This is a genomic window from Butyrivibrio proteoclasticus B316 (genome assembly GCF_000145035.1).
GTDB lineage: Bacteria > Bacillota > Clostridia > Lachnospirales > Lachnospiraceae > Butyrivibrio > Butyrivibrio proteoclasticus.
Window position 1 is genome coordinate 2,624,093 of sequence record NC_014387.1, and the last position, 16,752, is coordinate 2,640,844.

Annotated in this window: 13 protein-coding genes; all 13 read right to left on the minus strand. The window is 42.1% G+C overall.

Annotation, left to right across the window (positions count from 1 at the left end):
- Positions 1–69: 69 nt before the first annotated feature.
- Positions 70–2,499 (minus strand): leucine--tRNA ligase, encoded by a 2,430-nt coding sequence (gene leuS / locus BPR_RS10850; RefSeq protein ID WP_013281530.1) that lies wholly within the window; start codon positions 2,497–2,499, stop codon positions 70–72.
- A 195-nt stretch (positions 2,500–2,694) separates the two neighbouring features.
- A complete protein-coding gene (locus tag BPR_RS10855) occupies positions 2,695–4,902 on the minus strand; it encodes a DUF2264 domain-containing protein (protein ID WP_013281531.1) in 2,208 nt (735 codons plus the stop codon).
- Between the two features lie 3 nt (positions 4,903–4,905).
- Positions 4,906–6,141 (minus strand): glycoside hydrolase family 88 protein, encoded by a 1,236-nt coding sequence (locus BPR_RS10860; RefSeq protein WP_013281532.1) that lies wholly within the window; start codon positions 6,139–6,141, stop codon positions 4,906–4,908.
- A gap of 45 nt (positions 6,142–6,186) precedes the next feature.
- The gene (locus tag BPR_RS10865) at positions 6,187–8,325 is read right to left on the minus strand and encodes a heparinase II/III domain-containing protein (RefSeq protein ID WP_013281533.1); all 2,139 of its coding nucleotides are present in this window, start codon (positions 8,323–8,325) and stop codon (positions 6,187–6,189) included.
- A gap of 117 nt (positions 8,326–8,442) precedes the next feature.
- Complete coding sequence (locus tag BPR_RS10870) at positions 8,443–9,234, minus strand: carbohydrate-binding protein (protein ID WP_013281534.1); 792 nt, start codon at positions 9,232–9,234, stop codon at positions 8,443–8,445.
- Positions 9,235–9,322: 88 nt separating this feature from the next.
- On the minus strand, positions 9,323–10,372 hold the full coding sequence (locus tag BPR_RS10875; protein ID WP_042256953.1) for a tetratricopeptide repeat protein: 1,050 nt from the start codon (positions 10,370–10,372) through the stop codon (positions 9,323–9,325).
- Positions 10,373–10,388: 16 nt separating this feature from the next.
- Entirely contained in the window at positions 10,389–10,766 is a 378-nt protein-coding gene (locus BPR_RS10880; RefSeq protein WP_013281536.1) for a RidA family protein, read from the minus strand.
- 38 nt (positions 10,767–10,804) lie between these two features.
- Positions 10,805–11,050, minus strand: coding sequence for a hypothetical protein (locus tag BPR_RS10885; RefSeq protein ID WP_013281537.1), 246 nt, complete (start codon positions 11,048–11,050; stop codon positions 10,805–10,807).
- 22 nt (positions 11,051–11,072) lie between these two features.
- Positions 11,073–12,083, minus strand: coding sequence for a GDSL-type esterase/lipase family protein (locus tag BPR_RS10890; protein ID WP_013281538.1), 1,011 nt, complete (start codon positions 12,081–12,083; stop codon positions 11,073–11,075).
- Between the two features lie 18 nt (positions 12,084–12,101).
- Entirely contained in the window at positions 12,102–13,646 is a 1,545-nt protein-coding gene (locus tag BPR_RS19885; protein ID WP_013281539.1) for an MBOAT family O-acyltransferase, read from the minus strand.
- 39 nt (positions 13,647–13,685) lie between these two features.
- Positions 13,686–15,104, minus strand: coding sequence for a tetratricopeptide repeat protein (locus tag BPR_RS10900; protein WP_013281540.1), 1,419 nt, complete (start codon positions 15,102–15,104; stop codon positions 13,686–13,688).
- A gap of 2 nt (positions 15,105–15,106) precedes the next feature.
- On the minus strand, positions 15,107–15,271 hold the full coding sequence (locus BPR_RS20985) for a hypothetical protein (RefSeq protein ID WP_013281541.1): 165 nt from the start codon (positions 15,269–15,271) through the stop codon (positions 15,107–15,109).
- A 79-nt stretch (positions 15,272–15,350) separates the two neighbouring features.
- Complete coding sequence (locus BPR_RS10910) at positions 15,351–16,748, minus strand: bifunctional folylpolyglutamate synthase/dihydrofolate synthase (protein WP_013281542.1); 1,398 nt, start codon at positions 16,746–16,748, stop codon at positions 15,351–15,353.
- Positions 16,749–16,752: the final 4 nt, after the last annotated feature.

Consider the following 16,752-nt stretch of genomic DNA (forward strand, 5'->3'; position numbering starts at 1 on the left):
TTTATTATCCATAGATTAATTCTTAAGCACATTTTTCATCTTTGCGTATAAGAAGTCAAAATATGGCGATTATTTAACTACAATATTTACGATACGTCCGGGTACATAAATCTCTTTGACAATATTCTTGCCTTCAAGCTTATCAGCAATTAGCTCTTTACCCTTGGCAATTACTTCATCCTTGGGGTCTTCCTTGCCAATATTCAGAGTAGCCTTAACCTTACCGTTGATCTGAACAGCAATTTCTACTGTATCCTCAACGCACTTAGACTCGTCATAAGTTGGCCATGGCTCATAAGCAATTGTGTTGTCATGTCCAAGGATCTGCCAGATTTCCTCTCCAACATGTGGACAGATGCAAGACAACATCTTGATAAAGTTCTCTGCATATTCTCTTGGGCAGCTTCCCTCTTTGTAAACTGCATTTACAAAGATCATCATCTGGGCAATAGCTGTGTTAAAGCCAAGTACCTCAAAGTCGTTTGTAACCTTCTTGACAGTCTGGTGATAGATCTTCTCGAGGTTACCATTGTTCTCATCAGTGATATTTCCAGGCTCTGTAAAGAATGTATATACACGGTTGATGAACTTTCTGGCACCGGTTACGTTGTTGGAGTTCCAAGGCTTGGATACTTCAAGAGGTCCCATGAACATCTCATAGAGACGGAGTGTATCTGCACCGTAATCTCTTACGATATCACTTGGGTTAACAACGAATTCAGGGAAACGCTTACCCATCTTGATACCATTTTCTCCAAGGATCATTCCCTGATGAACCAGTTTCTTGAATGGCTCTTTTACAGGAGAAAGTCCCTTGTTGTAAAGGAAGCGGTTCCAGATACGTGAGTACAGAAGGTGTCCTACTGCGTGCTCAGGTCCGCCAACGTACAGGTCAACAGGCATCCAATGCTTAAGAAGTTCCTGATTAGCAAATTCATTGTCGTTATCAGGGTCAATATATCTCATGTAATACCAGGATGATCCGGCTGAACCAGGCATAGTAGATGTCTCTCTTGTGCCCTTGATTCCGTTCTTGTCATAAGCTTTCCACTCAGTTGCATTCTCAAGAGGAGCCTTGCCATTACGTCCCTTATAATCCTCGAGTTCAGGAAGAACTACAGGAAGCTCGCTGTCATCAAGGAATACAATGCTGCCATCTTCCTTGTAAACACAAGGAACAGGCTCACCCCAGTAACGCTGTCTTGCGAAGATCCACTCACGGAAGTGGTAGTTGACCTTCTCTCTTGCAACACCCATGTCTACAAGCTTCTTGGTAATGCCCTTCTTGGCCTCTTCAACTGTCATGCCATTGAATTCCTCAGAATTCATAAGGATGCAGCCCTTGCCAAGATAATCCTGCTTCTCAAATGCATGCTCGGAAACATCAACTGTTCCCTCAGTGTTGTTAATAACCTGAATAAGAGGAAGGTTATGAACCTGTGCATACTCAAAGTCTCTCTGGTCATGTGTAGGAACAGCCATAACAGCACCTGTTCCGTAACTTGCAAGTACGAAGTCACCCATAAACAGAGGAACTTCCTTGCCATTAACAGGGTTGATCGCATAGATTCCCTTAAGTGGGCAGCCTGACTTGGTCTTGTTCAGATCTGTACGATCAAGATCGTTCTTCTTGAGTGTTTCATCAATATATGCCTGTACTTCCTCAGGATTCTCTACACGGTCCATGAGGCTCTTAACTATTTCTCCATCCGGAGCAAGTACCATGAATGTAATACCATAAATAGTCTCGATACAGGTTGTGAAAATGGAGAACTTGCCTCCGCCTACAATATCAAAGTCTACTTCAACACCTGTAGACTTGCCGATCCAGTTACGCTGGATCTCTTTGGTAGACTCAGGCCAGTCAATTTCATTAAGCCCGTCAAGAAGTTCCTCAGCAAAAGCCTGCTGATCGATAACCCACTGTTTCATCATCTTCTTGACTACAGGGTATCCACCACGCTCACTCTTACCGTCGATAACCTCATCATTGGAAAGAACTGTTCCAAGCTCCTCACACCAGTTAACAGGCATGTCAATATGCTTGGCATAGCCAGCCTCATAGAGCTTTTTGAAAATCCACTGTGTCCACTTATAAAACTTAGGATCACTTGTTGCGATCATCTTGGACCAGTCATAGTCAAAGCCAAGTTCTCTAAGCTGCTTGGAGAAAGTTTCAATATTCTTCTCTGTAAATCCTGCAGGATGGTTACCTGTTGTAACCGCATACTGCTCAGCAGGAAGTCCGAATGAATCGTATCCCATTGGATGAAGGACATTATATCCCTGCATACGCTTCATACGTGACATGATATCTGTAGCTGTATATCCTTCTGGATGACCTGCATGAAGACCTACGCCTGAAGGATAAGGAAACATATCAAGTGCATAATACTTGGGCTTGGAGAAATCCCAGACATCAGTCTTAAAGGTCTCGTTCTCTTTCCAGTATTTCTGCCATTTCTGTTCCACTGCGTGATGGTTATATACTTCTGACATACTGTACTCCTTATAAATAAAACTTCTTATAATACTATGATATATATGTAAAAATTCACTTTTGACATCTACATCATATTATTTACCTAATGCTTCTATAATATGCAAACCGCTTTTTCCAGCTTGGCATATATACCGTAGATTTTACCACAACATTATTTTTTTTCAAAATAATTTTGTGAGTGTACTTCCCAATCAAAGCAATAGTTTTCCTTCAATACCATAGAAATCTATTACCTTCACCTGGCCATTTTTAAGCTTTATGGTCACAGGCCCATAGCCGCCGCACTTCTCTTTATCTGTATAGACTATCTCTTTTACCGGGAAAAGATCTTCATCTGAAAAGTCAGTCAGATCCTCCCTGGTGATTGTCTGAGAAATAAGGAAATATGGCTCATATCCATACTGTTTGTTTCTGGTAGTCTCAGCATAAACAACAATTGAATTCTTACTGTCAGGGTTAGTGTCCGTGCTCTTTATAAGCTTAATATCGCTCCAGCCATCCATAATAGTAAACGCAAGCTGCTTATTCTTTCCTGTGTAATCCTTGCCCTTTAGGATAATAGCCTTGCAACCGTCCTTTTCTCTTATCTGGATATCTGTCCCGTTATCAGGGAAGCCAAAAGAGCCAAGTGTAAGGCGAATAGGTCTTCTAAAGAGTCTGATCTTATCAGCCCTCATTATTCCGTAAGGCATGGCGAAGTCAGCAAGATCAATAGCTGTGCGCCAATGAGTTTCCGTATCAGTCCCATACTCCCAGAACTGTCTGCGGTAGAGAACGCCTTCTTTTTCTCCATGCCAGAAAGTGGCATTAGGAGTAAAGCTGGCAACAGCATCTATATTCTCATCAAGGTACTGAAGAACATACTGCTGTGACTCAGGACGAATTGTTGAATACTGATCTTCCTCAAGAAATGCTGTATTTCCATCTACACTTATATCCGCACTTCTATCTGCATGCCCGTTTGCATTATTATCTGAATTTCCAGCATCCCAATTAACGCCAAAAATCTTTCCCTGTGGTGTTGATTCCCACGGAAACTTGGTATTAAATACAAGCTTTCCGTAATTCCATATTCCATGAATATCCGATTTATCTTTGACAATCTTGCCGGTTCTAAGCTCTGTAATCCCGTTTGCCTCATGGTTTGCCATGCAAAGTGCCGGGCCGTCAAGAGTGGTGACTCTTGTCTCGTTATGAGACATAGTTTCCCAGAAGCCGTTATTTTCTTTTGCGGTCCAGAATGGATGATCCTCAGGAAGATGCAGGCATAAAAGAGCTTTTGCAAGCCACATTGGAGATTCTGCGCAGGAGTATCCCTGAACAAGCGGAATAAACGGGCCATAGAAGCCCAGTGTCGGAACGCCGTTCCAAAGGAAATCATCTCTTTGCAGGAACTGAAGAAGAGAACCTGAACATATGCGCCTTGCAAGTCCCGGGTCCATCGTATTTTCCCTGAGCATGAAGTTAGCATCAAAGGGGCTTGTAGCAGCATTTCTGTAAATCCCGCTCCTGCCCCACATATTTGTAAAACCATCCCTGTCAAAAAACATAGGATATGTCTTCATAAGTTCATTTGAGTTTTCTTCGAATTTGCGGGCAATATAAGGCTCTTTTTCATAACCATACCAGTTGTTCCAGATGGCAGTATACATATTAAAAGCCCAGCAGGAATAGTAATCAAAAGACTGTCCGTCTCTGTACCAGCCGCTTCCAACATAATAATGAAGAATATTCTGAGCATGATCACGCATGATATCCTCATCAATCGGATACCCGTTCATATATAAGAAAGCCATGTCCAGCATATTAAAAAGACGCCAGTTCTGTGGAACCGTATTGGAATGGGCAAAGTCTGTCAGAAAGGCTGCTATGCGGTCTTTTTCCTCTTTGGTATAAGTATCCCAGATTTCCTCATGGCAGAGCCACAGGCATATTACAAGAGCCGCTGTCTCTACAGTCTGCTGATAGCAGGCTGTCGGGTTATTGCTCTTATCAATAGCTCTCATATCTGAGTAGTTCAGGACATAATTGGCTGAACCTTTTGTAACCGCGTAGAGAACCTGCTTCTTGTAGTATTCTCTTACGTTTATCCCATTAAGCTCAAGATCAGGCTCAATGTGTATCAGCGGAGCTGATATGAAAAAAGATCTGCAAAGTCCCTCAAATATCTCCGCCTTAATGCGCCACTCAGGGGCATCCTTAGAAGGATAGGTTACCTCTGTTTCATACCTTGGCATGACAACGGGATCTTCTATATTCTTAATATTTCCAAATACTCCGCCCAGCAAATACTCTGCTGCCTCAATCCAGCTCTGTCTGGTAAGACCTGTGTATGGGCTTAAGTTGAAATCTGTAGTTGTAGGTGTAAAGGTCATGATAGGTCGTTCACTTTCTTTCATAGATCAGAATATTGTCAATGCAAGTCCCTCTAACTTCATCAAAGCTTCGAGATAATAATAGTCTCCGTAGATGATTGCAAACTCATGCTTCTCATCGTGATAAGCAGCTGTGCACTTTTCAAGGACATTGTCCTTATCAAGGCTGTAGCCACATCTCTTCTCGTGGAGAGTCTTTAAAAGCTTAATTGCTGCTGTGAGATACTTGTCATCAGACTCAGTATTTCTCTGACACTTATCTGATAAGTTCTGCCGATCTGCACTACAATTTACTGATGAATTCTGATCATCTGTACTTTCTGCATAACCAAGGCACTTTGCAAGCTCAATAAGTCCGCCCGCTGTAATAGCTGCTGCCGTTGAATCCTCATAATAAGGCTCATTTGGCTGCCTGTAATCCACAGGAACCAGGTATTCAGGAAACTTACTGTCAAGCTCTGAAATAACGTAGTCTGCAACTCTCCTTGCTGTATCAAGATATTTTTTATCGCCTGTATATTTGTAGCTGAGGGCAAATCCATAAAGTGCCCAGCTCTGACCTCTTGTCCAGGATGAGCCTTCGCCGTAGCCCTGTCCGCCGTAATCTCTAAGATACTCTCCTGATGCAGGGTCAAAGCCAACAATATGTCTTACAGATCCATCCTCTCTGATAAAGCTCTTCATGGCTGTATCTGCGTGTGCAACAGCAATAGCCTTAAATCTTGGATCCCCAAGCTCCTCAGATGCCCAGTACAAAAGAGGCAGATTCATCATGCAGTCTATGATTGCCCATCCTGTGGTATCTCTGTCATCTCCCCAGTCATTCCATGCTCTGATGAATTTACCGTTTAAGTTAAAGCGTCCGGCAAGGTTTGCCGCTGCAAGAAGAGCTCTGTTTTTTGACTTATCATTTTTTTCAAGCTTATATCTGACTACTGATGTAGGCAGCCATCTAAAGCCCGCATCATGATCCATTCCGTTGTAATTCATAAAGGCAGCATCCATTTTATCTTCAGTTGAGATGGCTTCCTGCCTGAATATCTCTTTTCCTGTAAGCTTATAGAGCTGCCAGAGCTCGCCACCCCAAAAACCATTAGTCCACCAGCAGATATCTTTTTCTCCTGAGCGATCATCAAATCTGCCCTCATCATCTGTAGTATAAGGAATCTTCCCCTGATTGCGCTCTACTACAGTTTCCATCTTGGAGGCAAACTTATTCAAAGCTTCCTTTATCCATTTCTTGTCTGTTTCTGCTATATTCATACCCTTATCCTCTCATATTACTCAAACACCGTGTATGCATGCCAGTTACTTAAGCACCAATTCATACTCCCCTGCATGCTCATCCATTTCAAACAAAATCCTGTAGACGCTGTGCTTCCAGGTACTCATAAGCCTCTGATCAGTAATGGCGAACTCCCGAATCAGAACACTCTTCACACCTTTTACCGCAGTTATAGTTCCAATATCTCCAACTCTTATAACGCATGGCCCATCAGCATTTTGGAAGCTGTTTTTACTTAAACCTTCCGCCGCATTAGAGTTACCATTTCCTACAACTTCAGGCTTTTCATAAGTCATGATGCTCATATAAGCGGGAATACTGCCTTCATAATTGTCTTTGATAACCACAGGCGAAACCGTATCACCCTTATTCAAAGCAATTTTCCTCTTATAGCTCTTTACTTTTTTCTCTGCATATGCCCCTGAAATCTCCATTTCAAGTAAAGCTCTCTCCGGCCAGCTTTCAGGCTCTTTTCCTGTATTTCCAAGCAAACACAGAACGTCCTTTGCCGCATATTTTTTACCATCTTTTTGCATTACAATATGAGTATTGTGCGCATCTGCAGCAGGGTCATTGCCTAGTTCAAATGCCAGTCTGCCATTTCTTTGACTATCAGATAAATCCCCGGCTTTATCCACACCACCATCTGCACTGCGATCAATAAATGTAGGCAGATTGTGGAACTGTGACTGCATTGTCCACAGCTCGTAGCGTCTGTCTGAAAAAGTTTTCTTGGTATAGGTTCCAACTCCAAGGTCTATTACAAAGGGCCTTCCCTCTTTATACAGGGTAAAAGAGCCAACGTCATTGTGATTGTGACTGTCTCCGTTATCACCTGCCTTGGCTGCAAGAGTGTAGGTCTTATCTCTCGCAATCATCAAACCCATACTCTCAAACCAGGAATCTTCCGCCAGATTATTGCATACCGGATAGGCCATCATCTCATCATAGGCAAAGGCCTGCATCACATGGTAAAAGAGATTTATCTCACTGCTTATTATCTGCTCTTTATCACTTTCTCTTCTGAAATCCTCGGCAGCAAAGCTTGCAAGAGTCTCATCTCCTACAGCCTTTCCAAACAGAAATTCCCTTGCTGTCCGTCCTCCTGCAAGAGCACTGCAATCTGCAAAATTTACGTAGTAGCCACCGCCCACGTACATCTTGACTATAAAGTTTGCAATGTTGCGTATAAGAGGTTCATTATATATCCCTGCAAAGGTTTCATAGCATGCCTGATCTGCAGTTTTCCTGCCAGGATCATGAACAATAACCTGTCCATCATCATCAATCTCAGCATATCTGCTACTATCTTCTTTTGTTGCACCATCTATAAGTTCAAGACAGCCAAAGAGACATAGGCCTGCATGAGTATAGTACTGAGCTCCCTCGTTGCAGCCTCCGTCGTCCCCGTATTCATCGAGAAAATAATCACAGGAAACCGCAGCTTTTTGAAGAAAATTCTTGATCTCTTCCTCTGAAAAAGTCCCTTTCTCCCTTGTAAGCGCGCAGATCAGAACATTCTGTACAATCCATGGGGTCCAGTTGCACATAGTCTGGATTCCATCACCCATCCACCAGAAAAACTGATTCATATATGGCTCAAAAATGCGCTCTTTAAGCCTTTCATTTACATAAATACTAATGTGCGGACTGATTTCAGCAAACACAGGTCTTAACAGATATTCAGTGTACGCAATCTCAGCCCCGCTCTCTGCCTGAAAAAGATCTATGATCTGCCTGGTCACATCAGGCACTCTCTCCTGCGCTCCATCTCTTTCGTAGCTTGTGTGTGGTGGAAGGCACCAGGTTGTCTCATCGAGGATAAGGTAGAGCCCGTCTAAAATGTCATCAATAAATCTTCCCTTATTCTCCACGCACTCAGCCATTACAAGGTTATTTAGTTTTCTTCGTCTTGGAAAATATTTGTCCTCGAAGCGGACTCTGTTTCCTGATTTCCCAAACTCAGTAAAATCAGAAATAAGAAGCTGCGTCCAAGGCTCTTCCACAGCCTCTTCCCCAGCCTTGATCAGTTTTCGTTGCAGCTCATCAGACAGTGACCCCCATGCCTTCCTGTCTGAAATATCAGGGTATCTGTTATACCCCAAATAGCGCGATGTCTTAGCTAAATGATCGCTTGTCAGCGTTCTCTTTACTCTTCCCATTTTGCACCACCCCAGTGTAATGACTCATTCATAATAAACCAACTTACTTATATATAAATTGATCTACTTCATCAAAAATCTAGCCAATGAAAGAACAATACTTTATTCTCGAACTCCCTAATTATGATTCTTACCATACACTTCAATCTGCGTAAGTGCAGGGAAAGGGCTTGGATCATCAGCCTTTATAAGTTTACCAAGCTTAAGCCATCTGATCCCTTCTCTCTTAATTTCAAATACATGAGGCTCGGCCACTTTTTTGTCCATATGGACAACCTCACTTGTTCCATCGGAAAAAGAAAATGTAGCCTCCACCCACCAGTTGTCATGCGGAAAATCTGCTCTCGTATAAAGAACTATCTTATCAAAATCAACTTCAGTTCCAAAATCCAAAGTAAACTCCGCATCATCCTGCCTGTTGATCCCCCAGGATTCATATGGCCACTCGCCGTGAGAAAGGGTAGCTATGCATCCATCTATGGCATTTCTTGCAGCAAAAACTGCTTCTCCCCTGGTCTCAACATTTGCACTTGCATGTGGATAAACTCCGGTTCCTTCATGCTGATCAAAGGGATTAAGCGCAAGATTTCTATAGCCTTTTATCTCGTAGTCAGCAGCACTCCTGATGCTCACATAATGTCTGTTTCCCCAGAATGCGAGTGGATTATAGCTTGTCTTTTTCTCATAAAAAGGAACAGGAAACATTACTGACTCCTGTTCTACCATCACAAGGGCAGGGTCAATAGCTGCATCCACTTTGACCACGTAATACTTTCCCTGTGTCATGCCGGAAAACTCAATAATATCGCCCTTTCTATATTCACCATCCCAAGCAAGGACCACATTATCACCGCCTTCAGAAAATGCTTTATCCACATGGTCCCACTCATTATATACACTTATTTTCATACCTGCCCCCGAAATACTATATTTATAAATGCAAATAATATACTTATCGTTATAGTATTAAACCCGCAATAAATGCGGGTTTTGTTACTCATCTTGTTGAAAGAAAAATATTTTCTCTTATGGCTGCAGAATCTTCAGGATAATCCTGAAGGTAAGAAGTCATAAGTGACTGGGCTGTACTGAACTCTCCCTTATACTCATAGGCTGTGATCTCATTGAGCCTAAGGGCCTGATTGACACCCTTATCATCGACATTAAGCCCCGCTTCAAAAGACGAGACTGCACCATCATAATCTCCCTGCTTGATCTGACACATTCCAAGCTGGTTAAACACGATCGCGCTTGCCGGATTCTCACTCAAATATGTTTTATAAACGCTTATAGCATAGTTATAATCGCCTTGTTTTTCGCCTGTTTGTCCGAGCATCAGAACCACCGGCTCTTTTTCCTGATCACGTTCACTTCTGGCGGCCTCAAGGAAACTTTGAGCTTCCGCATTATTGCCAAGGTAATAGGCAATCTGCCCTTTCTCATAGTTGGTCATAAAAGAGCTGCCGTTCTCCATAGTTGTCTGCAATATGTTCCTGGCCTCTTCCTCGTAACCGTAGTGAGCAAGAGATTTGTAGATCAGGATTATCATCTGATAATCCCTTGAATTAAGGGTTATGGCCTTGGTGAAATCTGAATACGCGCTGTCATGCCCTGATGCCGCAAGCTCGCAGACTCCGCGCAGGTAATATGCATTACTGTCCTTGCTGCGCAGCGCAATAATAGCATCATACACCTCTTTTGCCTTGGAATAATCCCCAAGACGATAATAGCTTTCAGCAAGATAATAGTTGGTGTCAAAGTCCATGTCATCAACTATTCCTTCGTCAGCGGCAAGTGATGCCAAAAGCTCGTCTACAGCGCCCTGATAGTTGCCTGTCCTCAGATTTATTATGCCTTTTCCCCTGTGTATCAGGCATTCATCCTCACCTTTTTCACTGGCAGCCTCAAAGCTTGAAAGAGCGTTTTCATAGTCACGGCTCTCAATATATGCAAATCCAGAATCGATATTATGTCTGCCTGCCAGACTTCCACAGCCTGAAATGGCAAAAGCTATGCACATAATAGCGGCAACAACTCTTTTCTTCATCCCCACTCCAACATTATTAGTTTCCCAGATAAGCTACTACCTCTACCTCACAGAGAACATCTCTTGGAAGCTGCTTAACTGCTACGCAGCTTCTGGCAGGCTTACCAACAAAATACTTCTCATAGACTGCATTAAATGCACCAAAATCAGACATTTCAGCAAGGAAACAAGTTGTCTTAACAACGTGCTCATAGTCTGTTCCGGCTGCGCTTAAGATTTCCCCAATGTTTCTGCAAACTCTGTCTGCCTGATCAGCAATTGTAGTTGCCTCTATCTCGCCATTCTCAGGATTGATCGGTATCTGTCCTGAAGCATAAAGAAAATCTCCTGCCTTGATAGCCTGTGAATAAGGTCCGATTGCTGCCGGTGCCTTGCTTGTTGATACGTACTCCATAATGTTGTCCTCCTGCGTTTTATTTATAATAGATTTCGTCAAGTGTTCTGTTCTTGTCCGAACACCGCTGTAACGTAGAAGCCTCTTGCATTTTCTTCTACTTTGGTCACAACGCCTTCCCTCTCGAGCATTCTGTCTCTAAACGGGAAATTTCCAGACATCGCAAGCGATGGATCAATCGTGTAATAATAGTTACTGGGAAGAACACCCTCTGTAACTGTGATCTTATCTCCTTCATGAAGAAGCCCCGGCCTCTCCATTTTAAAAGTCATCTCTCTTGCCAACTAAATCACCTTCTATCCAATTTCATTCTTTTACAATACCATGCCCCAGCAGGAATTGATACCATCTTTCATAAGAAGAAGCCTTAAGGTGCACATCGTCAAAAGACAACTCTTTGATCAGATTGCCATTCTCGTCATCTACAGCTTCATTCATATCCATATAAAAGATAGTCTTGTTATCTGCAAGCTTGGCAAGCTCCTCGTTACGTCTGTTGATATTATCATTAGTAAAATACTTGTCATTTGAACTCTTGTGCTCAGTAACGTGCATAATGCCCTGGATAAATATGATTGCATCAGGCTGAAGTTCCCTGATCCTGTTAACCACGTTTGCGTATTCCTCAGCAAAAGACTCAGCTGTTCCCGTTCCTATCTCATTAAGGCCCAGCATTATGTATATCTTATTAAACTGATTCTCTGTAAGCGCCTGCTCTAAAGTTATCTTATCGTTTCCCGATTTAGCAATAGGCTTATCCATCACCTTGTAGATTGTCAGAGAAACCTGAGCATAGAAAGTTGCCCTCTCATCAAGCGGCTCACAGTACTCTGAAAGGCCGACTGTTCTGGAATCTCCTATAAAAAGAGCATCCGTAAAATAGTCCTCGTCAACCGGCTGAAACTCATAAGTCCTATCTGCATCATTCTCTGATATCATTTCCATATCATCAAAAGAGCTGTTGCCAGATACACTTAAGTTTATGCCAGGCTGTCCGTCTGCAGAAATTTCCGCATTGCCATTATCAGAAGTCACAAGGCCGTCATTTGTATCTGCGCTTCCATCTGCCCCTGCTGCCAGATCAGTATCCATGCCATTATCAGGGTCACTTTCTCCTGAAAGCTTCACTCCTCCCCATGGAAAAACTCCATCTGTCGCTCCCTTAAATACAAGCGCAATATGAGGAATCTCAGCATTGTTAAAATCCCCTGCATAATCTGCATAGGTGCTGTCCTCATAGACATAAGAGACAATCGTTAATGCTATTGTAATTACCGCAATCCCAATAAGAATCGGGCAAGTTTTTAGCAGTTTCATAAATCACACTTTCAACAATCAGAACTTAAAGTACATAAACGGATTACCTGCCGCATTTGAAAGGCTGTACACACATGCCCAGAACAGCAAAAGTAAACCAACAGTAAACACAGGATTTTTCCTATGCTTAACAAAAAATCCGTAAACAGCCGGGATCATAAGGATAAGTCCTGTTCCCAGCACAATGCCATATATTCCAACATTCTTGATGAAGTCTCCCTGATTAATAGAGACGCCAACACCAAAGAATGGGAACAATCTCATAAAGTAAGTGGATAACATACCATTATCCGGAAGTGCAAATACCACCCATGTAAGAGGGATTAAAACCAGCACATTAATCCTGCCTATAAAGTCTCCTAAAAACTTCGGAAGCTTAGACAGAATAAAACGCTCACATAAAATTATAACGAAAATGATCATTCCCCACAAAATAAAATTGAGGGTAACTCCATGCCAAAATCCTGTGATAAGCCAGACAGTTAAAAGATTGAGGATTGTTCTAAGATTCCCCTTTCTGCTGCCTCCCATAGGGAAATATATATAATCTCTGAACCACGAGCCAAGAGTTGCATGCCATCTTCTGTAAAACTCAGATACATTTTTAGAGCCATAGGGCTGATCAAAGTTCACAATAAAAGGAAATCCCAGCATCACACCAATTCCTGCTGCCATGAGAGAATATCCCCAGAAGTCAAAGTAAAGCTCCATTGAATATGTATATGCACCAAGCCAGGCCAATGCAGTAGAAATACTCTCATAACCTATAGTACCTATATCTCTCCACAGCATGGACAGATGGTCTGCAAGAAGAACCTTAAAGGCAAGACCGATAACAAAAAATCTAATGCCATCTTCAATTGCAGCAAGCTTACTTGGTCTCTCACCCTCTGCTGCACTTTCATTCTTGCCGGTATCTTCAAGCTTTTCCATGCCTTCATCTGTATCAAGATTTATTATCTCCGAATCACTATCAGAATCATTCTTTACAGTTTCTAGTACCTCTATCTCTTTTTCCTGATCAGTTTCTGTCTCGGAAGCACTTTCTGAATCTGTCTCGACATTTTCTCTGTTCCACAACTTCATAAAAGGATTCTTGACATAGTCCTCAAATCTCATGATAGGTCCTGAAACAATCTGAGGGAACATGACAAAATAAGCGGCAATATCCAAAAATCCCGCTTTTTCATCAACCTTGCCTCTGTAATTATCAATCTGAAATGATATCATCTTGAAGGTAAAAAAGCTCACGCCGATCGGCATAAATGAACTGTCTACAAACTGCCCAAGAAGCTTGAATTCAACAAGCATAAGGGCATCAAGAACAATAGCAAAGCCCAAAAGGACCTTGCTTCCTCCGCCCTTTAGCGCTCTGCTAAATAAATAGTTGATTATTACAGCTCCCAGAAGAACCGGGAACATCTTGATATCGCCAACTCCATAGAACACAAGGCTTCCCAGCAAAAGGGTCAGCGTTCTGAATTCATATGGGGTCAGGTAAAAAGCCACTATAAATACAGGCAAAAACCTGAAAATAAAAGTTAAATCCGAAAAATTAATCATCGATAATATCTGTCCTATATATCAAAGCCGAAAAGCATATCAGTTTCCTGAATTGTTAATCTCTGCAAGCTTGGTCTGAGCTGCTGCCGCACTCTGAGTATCAGGGAAATTGGTGATAACCGCATCATAAGTAGTCTTGGCGTTCTCAAAATCTCCGCTCTCATAGTAGGAATTGCCCAAATAATAAAGTGTATTGACATTAGTGTTGTCAAACTGATAAGCCTTGGAATAATTAGCTATTGCTGTCTCATAATCCTCAGCCTTATACGCATCATTAGCCGCGTTGTAATATGATGTTGCAAGCTCACTTCCAACAAGTGACATAAGAGTATCGTAAAGAGCCTTAAATTCAGGTGAAACATCGTCACTTATAGCGTTAAGGTCAAGGTTTGAAAGTGCCTGTGCCATCGAATCAATATCAGATGAATCGGTCATATAGATATTGGTTGCACTCATAAGTGAGTTCATGGCCGCAGAAGTACTGTCTACGCCTTCATAATCAGTAACCTTGCTCTGAAGGTCAGTAATCTGATTCTCAAGAGTCTTAACCTGCTGCTCGTATTCATTGATCTTGGCTGACTTGGCATCAGACTCCTCACTTATCTGTGAAATCTTATTCTGATTGCTGTTGTTAATACTCTGAATACGCTGAGGCAAAATAAGGAAACATGCGGCAGCCAGTCCCAGAACAGCTCCAAGAACTATTCCCCAAATCGAACCTGTTCTTGTAATAGGTGACTTTTTAACCGGCTGAATGATCATCTCATTACCGCTGTTATATCTGATCACATCTTCACTATCTGACGAAGCTATATCTGATACAAGCTTGCCACTTTCGCCAGGAAGAAGCATACTGTCCGCTTCTCTTAAATAGCGCTTGGCCATAACATTGCCGGTATCCAGCTTTAATACCTTCTGGCACTCTATCTTGGCCCTGTCATAGTTTCCACCCTTCAAGTATAAAAGGGCAAGCAAAAGGTGCGCTTTAATAAATCCGGGATTTAATGAAAGCACCTTCTTGAGCTGAATCACAGCCAGATCAAGTCCATCCTGACGGCAGTAATTAAGCGCTATATTAAATTTCTTGATAGTCTGATTGATTGTATCAAGCTGAGAAGGGCTATTTCTGACATAGTCCATATATTTGTCTGCAAGGTTTTCCTCCGGCTCAAGGTTCTTGCTGATAACCCATTCAGATAGAGCCGCAACAACCTCTCCGGTCTCGTAATAAACAAGCCCCAGAAGATTTCTTGCATCTATATTATTCTTATCCAGCTTGAGTGACTGTCTAAGAGCACTTACAGCTCCTGTCAGATCTCTTACTGTAGCCTTCTCCAATCCTTCATTGTAAAACCTGTTGGAAAGGCTGACTGTTTTCTTATATATTCTGACATTCGCCCCGCATCCTGGGCAAACATCGCTTTTATCAAGTTCCGCCCCACAACGATTGCACTTCATTGTTATTTAGTCCTCTTCTGATTATCGAAATCTCCCTTAGCTTCTTTTAAAAGCTTGACCAAAACATCTGACATATCATCCAGATCCTGGTTGTATATAATGTCTTCTGCATCCTCGATTTCCAGACTGGGTCTGAACTTTTTAAGTTCTTCTTCAAAATTGATCATCTATATTTATCCCCTCAGATATAATTATCGTAACTGTCTGCCGCGTGTATACAGCTCCAGTAACAAATTATCTCCCAGTTTATAACATTCCCTTTATCTGACCTGCCAGATAGAGAGAACCTGCAGCAAATACCATATCTCCGGATTTCCTGTTGGTTATGATATCTGTTATTGCATCTCTTACATTGCTATAGTATTTGACCGGAACACCAATTATACCAAGCTCGTCCTTGGCATCCTCAAAAGCACCCTTTAGATCAGAAACTGATAAAGACCTGCTGGTCTCAAGTACAGCCACGTATATCTGTTCAAACTCTCTGGCTTCAAGAATACTGCGGACTATCTCCTTGTACTGCTTGTCACTTACTATTCCAAACAGCATCAATTTCCTTCCGGAACAGTTCATATTCTTGATACTCTCGAGAAAAGCCATAATTCCGTCAATATTATGAGCGCCGTCCACATAAATACCCGGACGCACTTCTTCCATTCTGCCTTCCCACTTGGCTGACAGAAGTCCCTCTCTGATATCAAGTTCAGAGATCTCTGTACCCAAGCCTCGCAGAATGCCTACAGTTTCAACTGCCAGGGCAGCATTTTCCGACTGATAAAGCGCCTCTGTCGAAAGCCTTATGTCAACATATTTATCATATAAGCTATTTAACGAAAAAGCAATGTATTTGTTCCCTGCTTCATCCTCAATTCGCCTTGTATCCTGTATATTTCTGCTCTCAACAACCACAGCTCTGCTGTCAAGTTCAAGAGCTCTTTTCTTGATCACAGCCGTGCTCTCATCTCTCTTGTCAAAAAATACTATCGGAACACCGCTTTTAATGATACCTGCCTTTTCAAAGGCAATCTCCTCTATCGTTTCGCCAAGATACTGCATATGGTCATAGCCAATCTCAGTAATAACTGAAACAAGAGGTTTTTTAACAGCATTAGTTGCATCCAGTCTCCCACCAAGTCCTGTCTCCAGCACCAGATAATCTACCGGATACACATCATACAGCAGCATTGCCATGAAAAAGAGATATTCAAAATAGGTAGGAAAATAAAAACTATTTGTATTGCCTTTATCTGAATTATATTCGACAGTTCTGCGAAGCATCTCTATAAATACTTCAACAAAAACACCATCGCTTATCGGTTTACCATCAATCTGAAATCTTTCTGTAATCTTAACCAAATGTGGAGATGTGAACATTCCCACACTATATCCGGCTTTCATTAGAATAGATGAAATATAGCTGCAAGCGGAACCTTTTCCGTTAGTTCCGGCAACATGTATTATCTTCATATTCTCATCAGGATTTCCAAGAAAATCCAGATAAGCCCTTGTATCTTCTATTGTATGTTTGTCAGTAAAACTCGGAACCTGATTGAGAAAATCCTCACACTCAGTGACTGAAATATGCTCTCCTCCATCAGCTCTGCTGATAAAATCAGCCACCTTACCCAAAATTTCTGTACTCATATCC

Excerpts from the sequence above, each read along its gene's own strand:
- leuS (WP_013281530.1), bottom strand. The coding sequence starts at position 2,499 with ATGTCAGAAGTATATAACCATCACGCAGTGGAACAGAAATGGCAGAAA.
- BPR_RS10855 (WP_013281531.1), bottom strand. The coding sequence starts at position 4,902 with ATGAAAGAAAGTGAACGACCTATCATGACCTTTACACCTACAACTACA.
- BPR_RS10860 (WP_013281532.1), bottom strand. The coding sequence starts at position 6,141 with ATGAATATAGCAGAAACAGACAAGAAATGGATAAAGGAAGCTTTGAAT.
- BPR_RS10865 (WP_013281533.1), bottom strand. The coding sequence starts at position 8,325 with ATGGGAAGAGTAAAGAGAACGCTGACAAGCGATCATTTAGCTAAGACA.
- BPR_RS10870 (WP_013281534.1), bottom strand. The coding sequence starts at position 9,234 with ATGAAAATAAGTGTATATAATGAGTGGGACCATGTGGATAAAGCATTT.
- BPR_RS10875 (WP_042256953.1), bottom strand. The coding sequence starts at position 10,372 with ATGAAGAAAAGAGTTGTTGCCGCTATTATGTGCATAGCTTTTGCCATT.
- BPR_RS10880 (WP_013281536.1), bottom strand. The coding sequence starts at position 10,766 with ATGGAGTACGTATCAACAAGCAAGGCACCGGCAGCAATCGGACCTTAT.
- BPR_RS10890 (WP_013281538.1), bottom strand. The coding sequence starts at position 12,083 with ATGAAACTGCTAAAAACTTGCCCGATTCTTATTGGGATTGCGGTAATT.
- BPR_RS19885 (WP_013281539.1), bottom strand. The coding sequence starts at position 13,646 with ATGATTAATTTTTCGGATTTAACTTTTATTTTCAGGTTTTTGCCTGTA.
- BPR_RS10900 (WP_013281540.1), bottom strand. The coding sequence starts at position 15,104 with ATGAAGTGCAATCGTTGTGGGGCGGAACTTGATAAAAGCGATGTTTGC.
- BPR_RS20985 (WP_013281541.1), bottom strand. The coding sequence starts at position 15,271 with ATGATCAATTTTGAAGAAGAACTTAAAAAGTTCAGACCCAGTCTGGAA.
- BPR_RS10910 (WP_013281542.1), bottom strand. The coding sequence starts at position 16,748 with ATGAGTACAGAAATTTTGGGTAAGGTGGCTGATTTTATCAGCAGAGCT.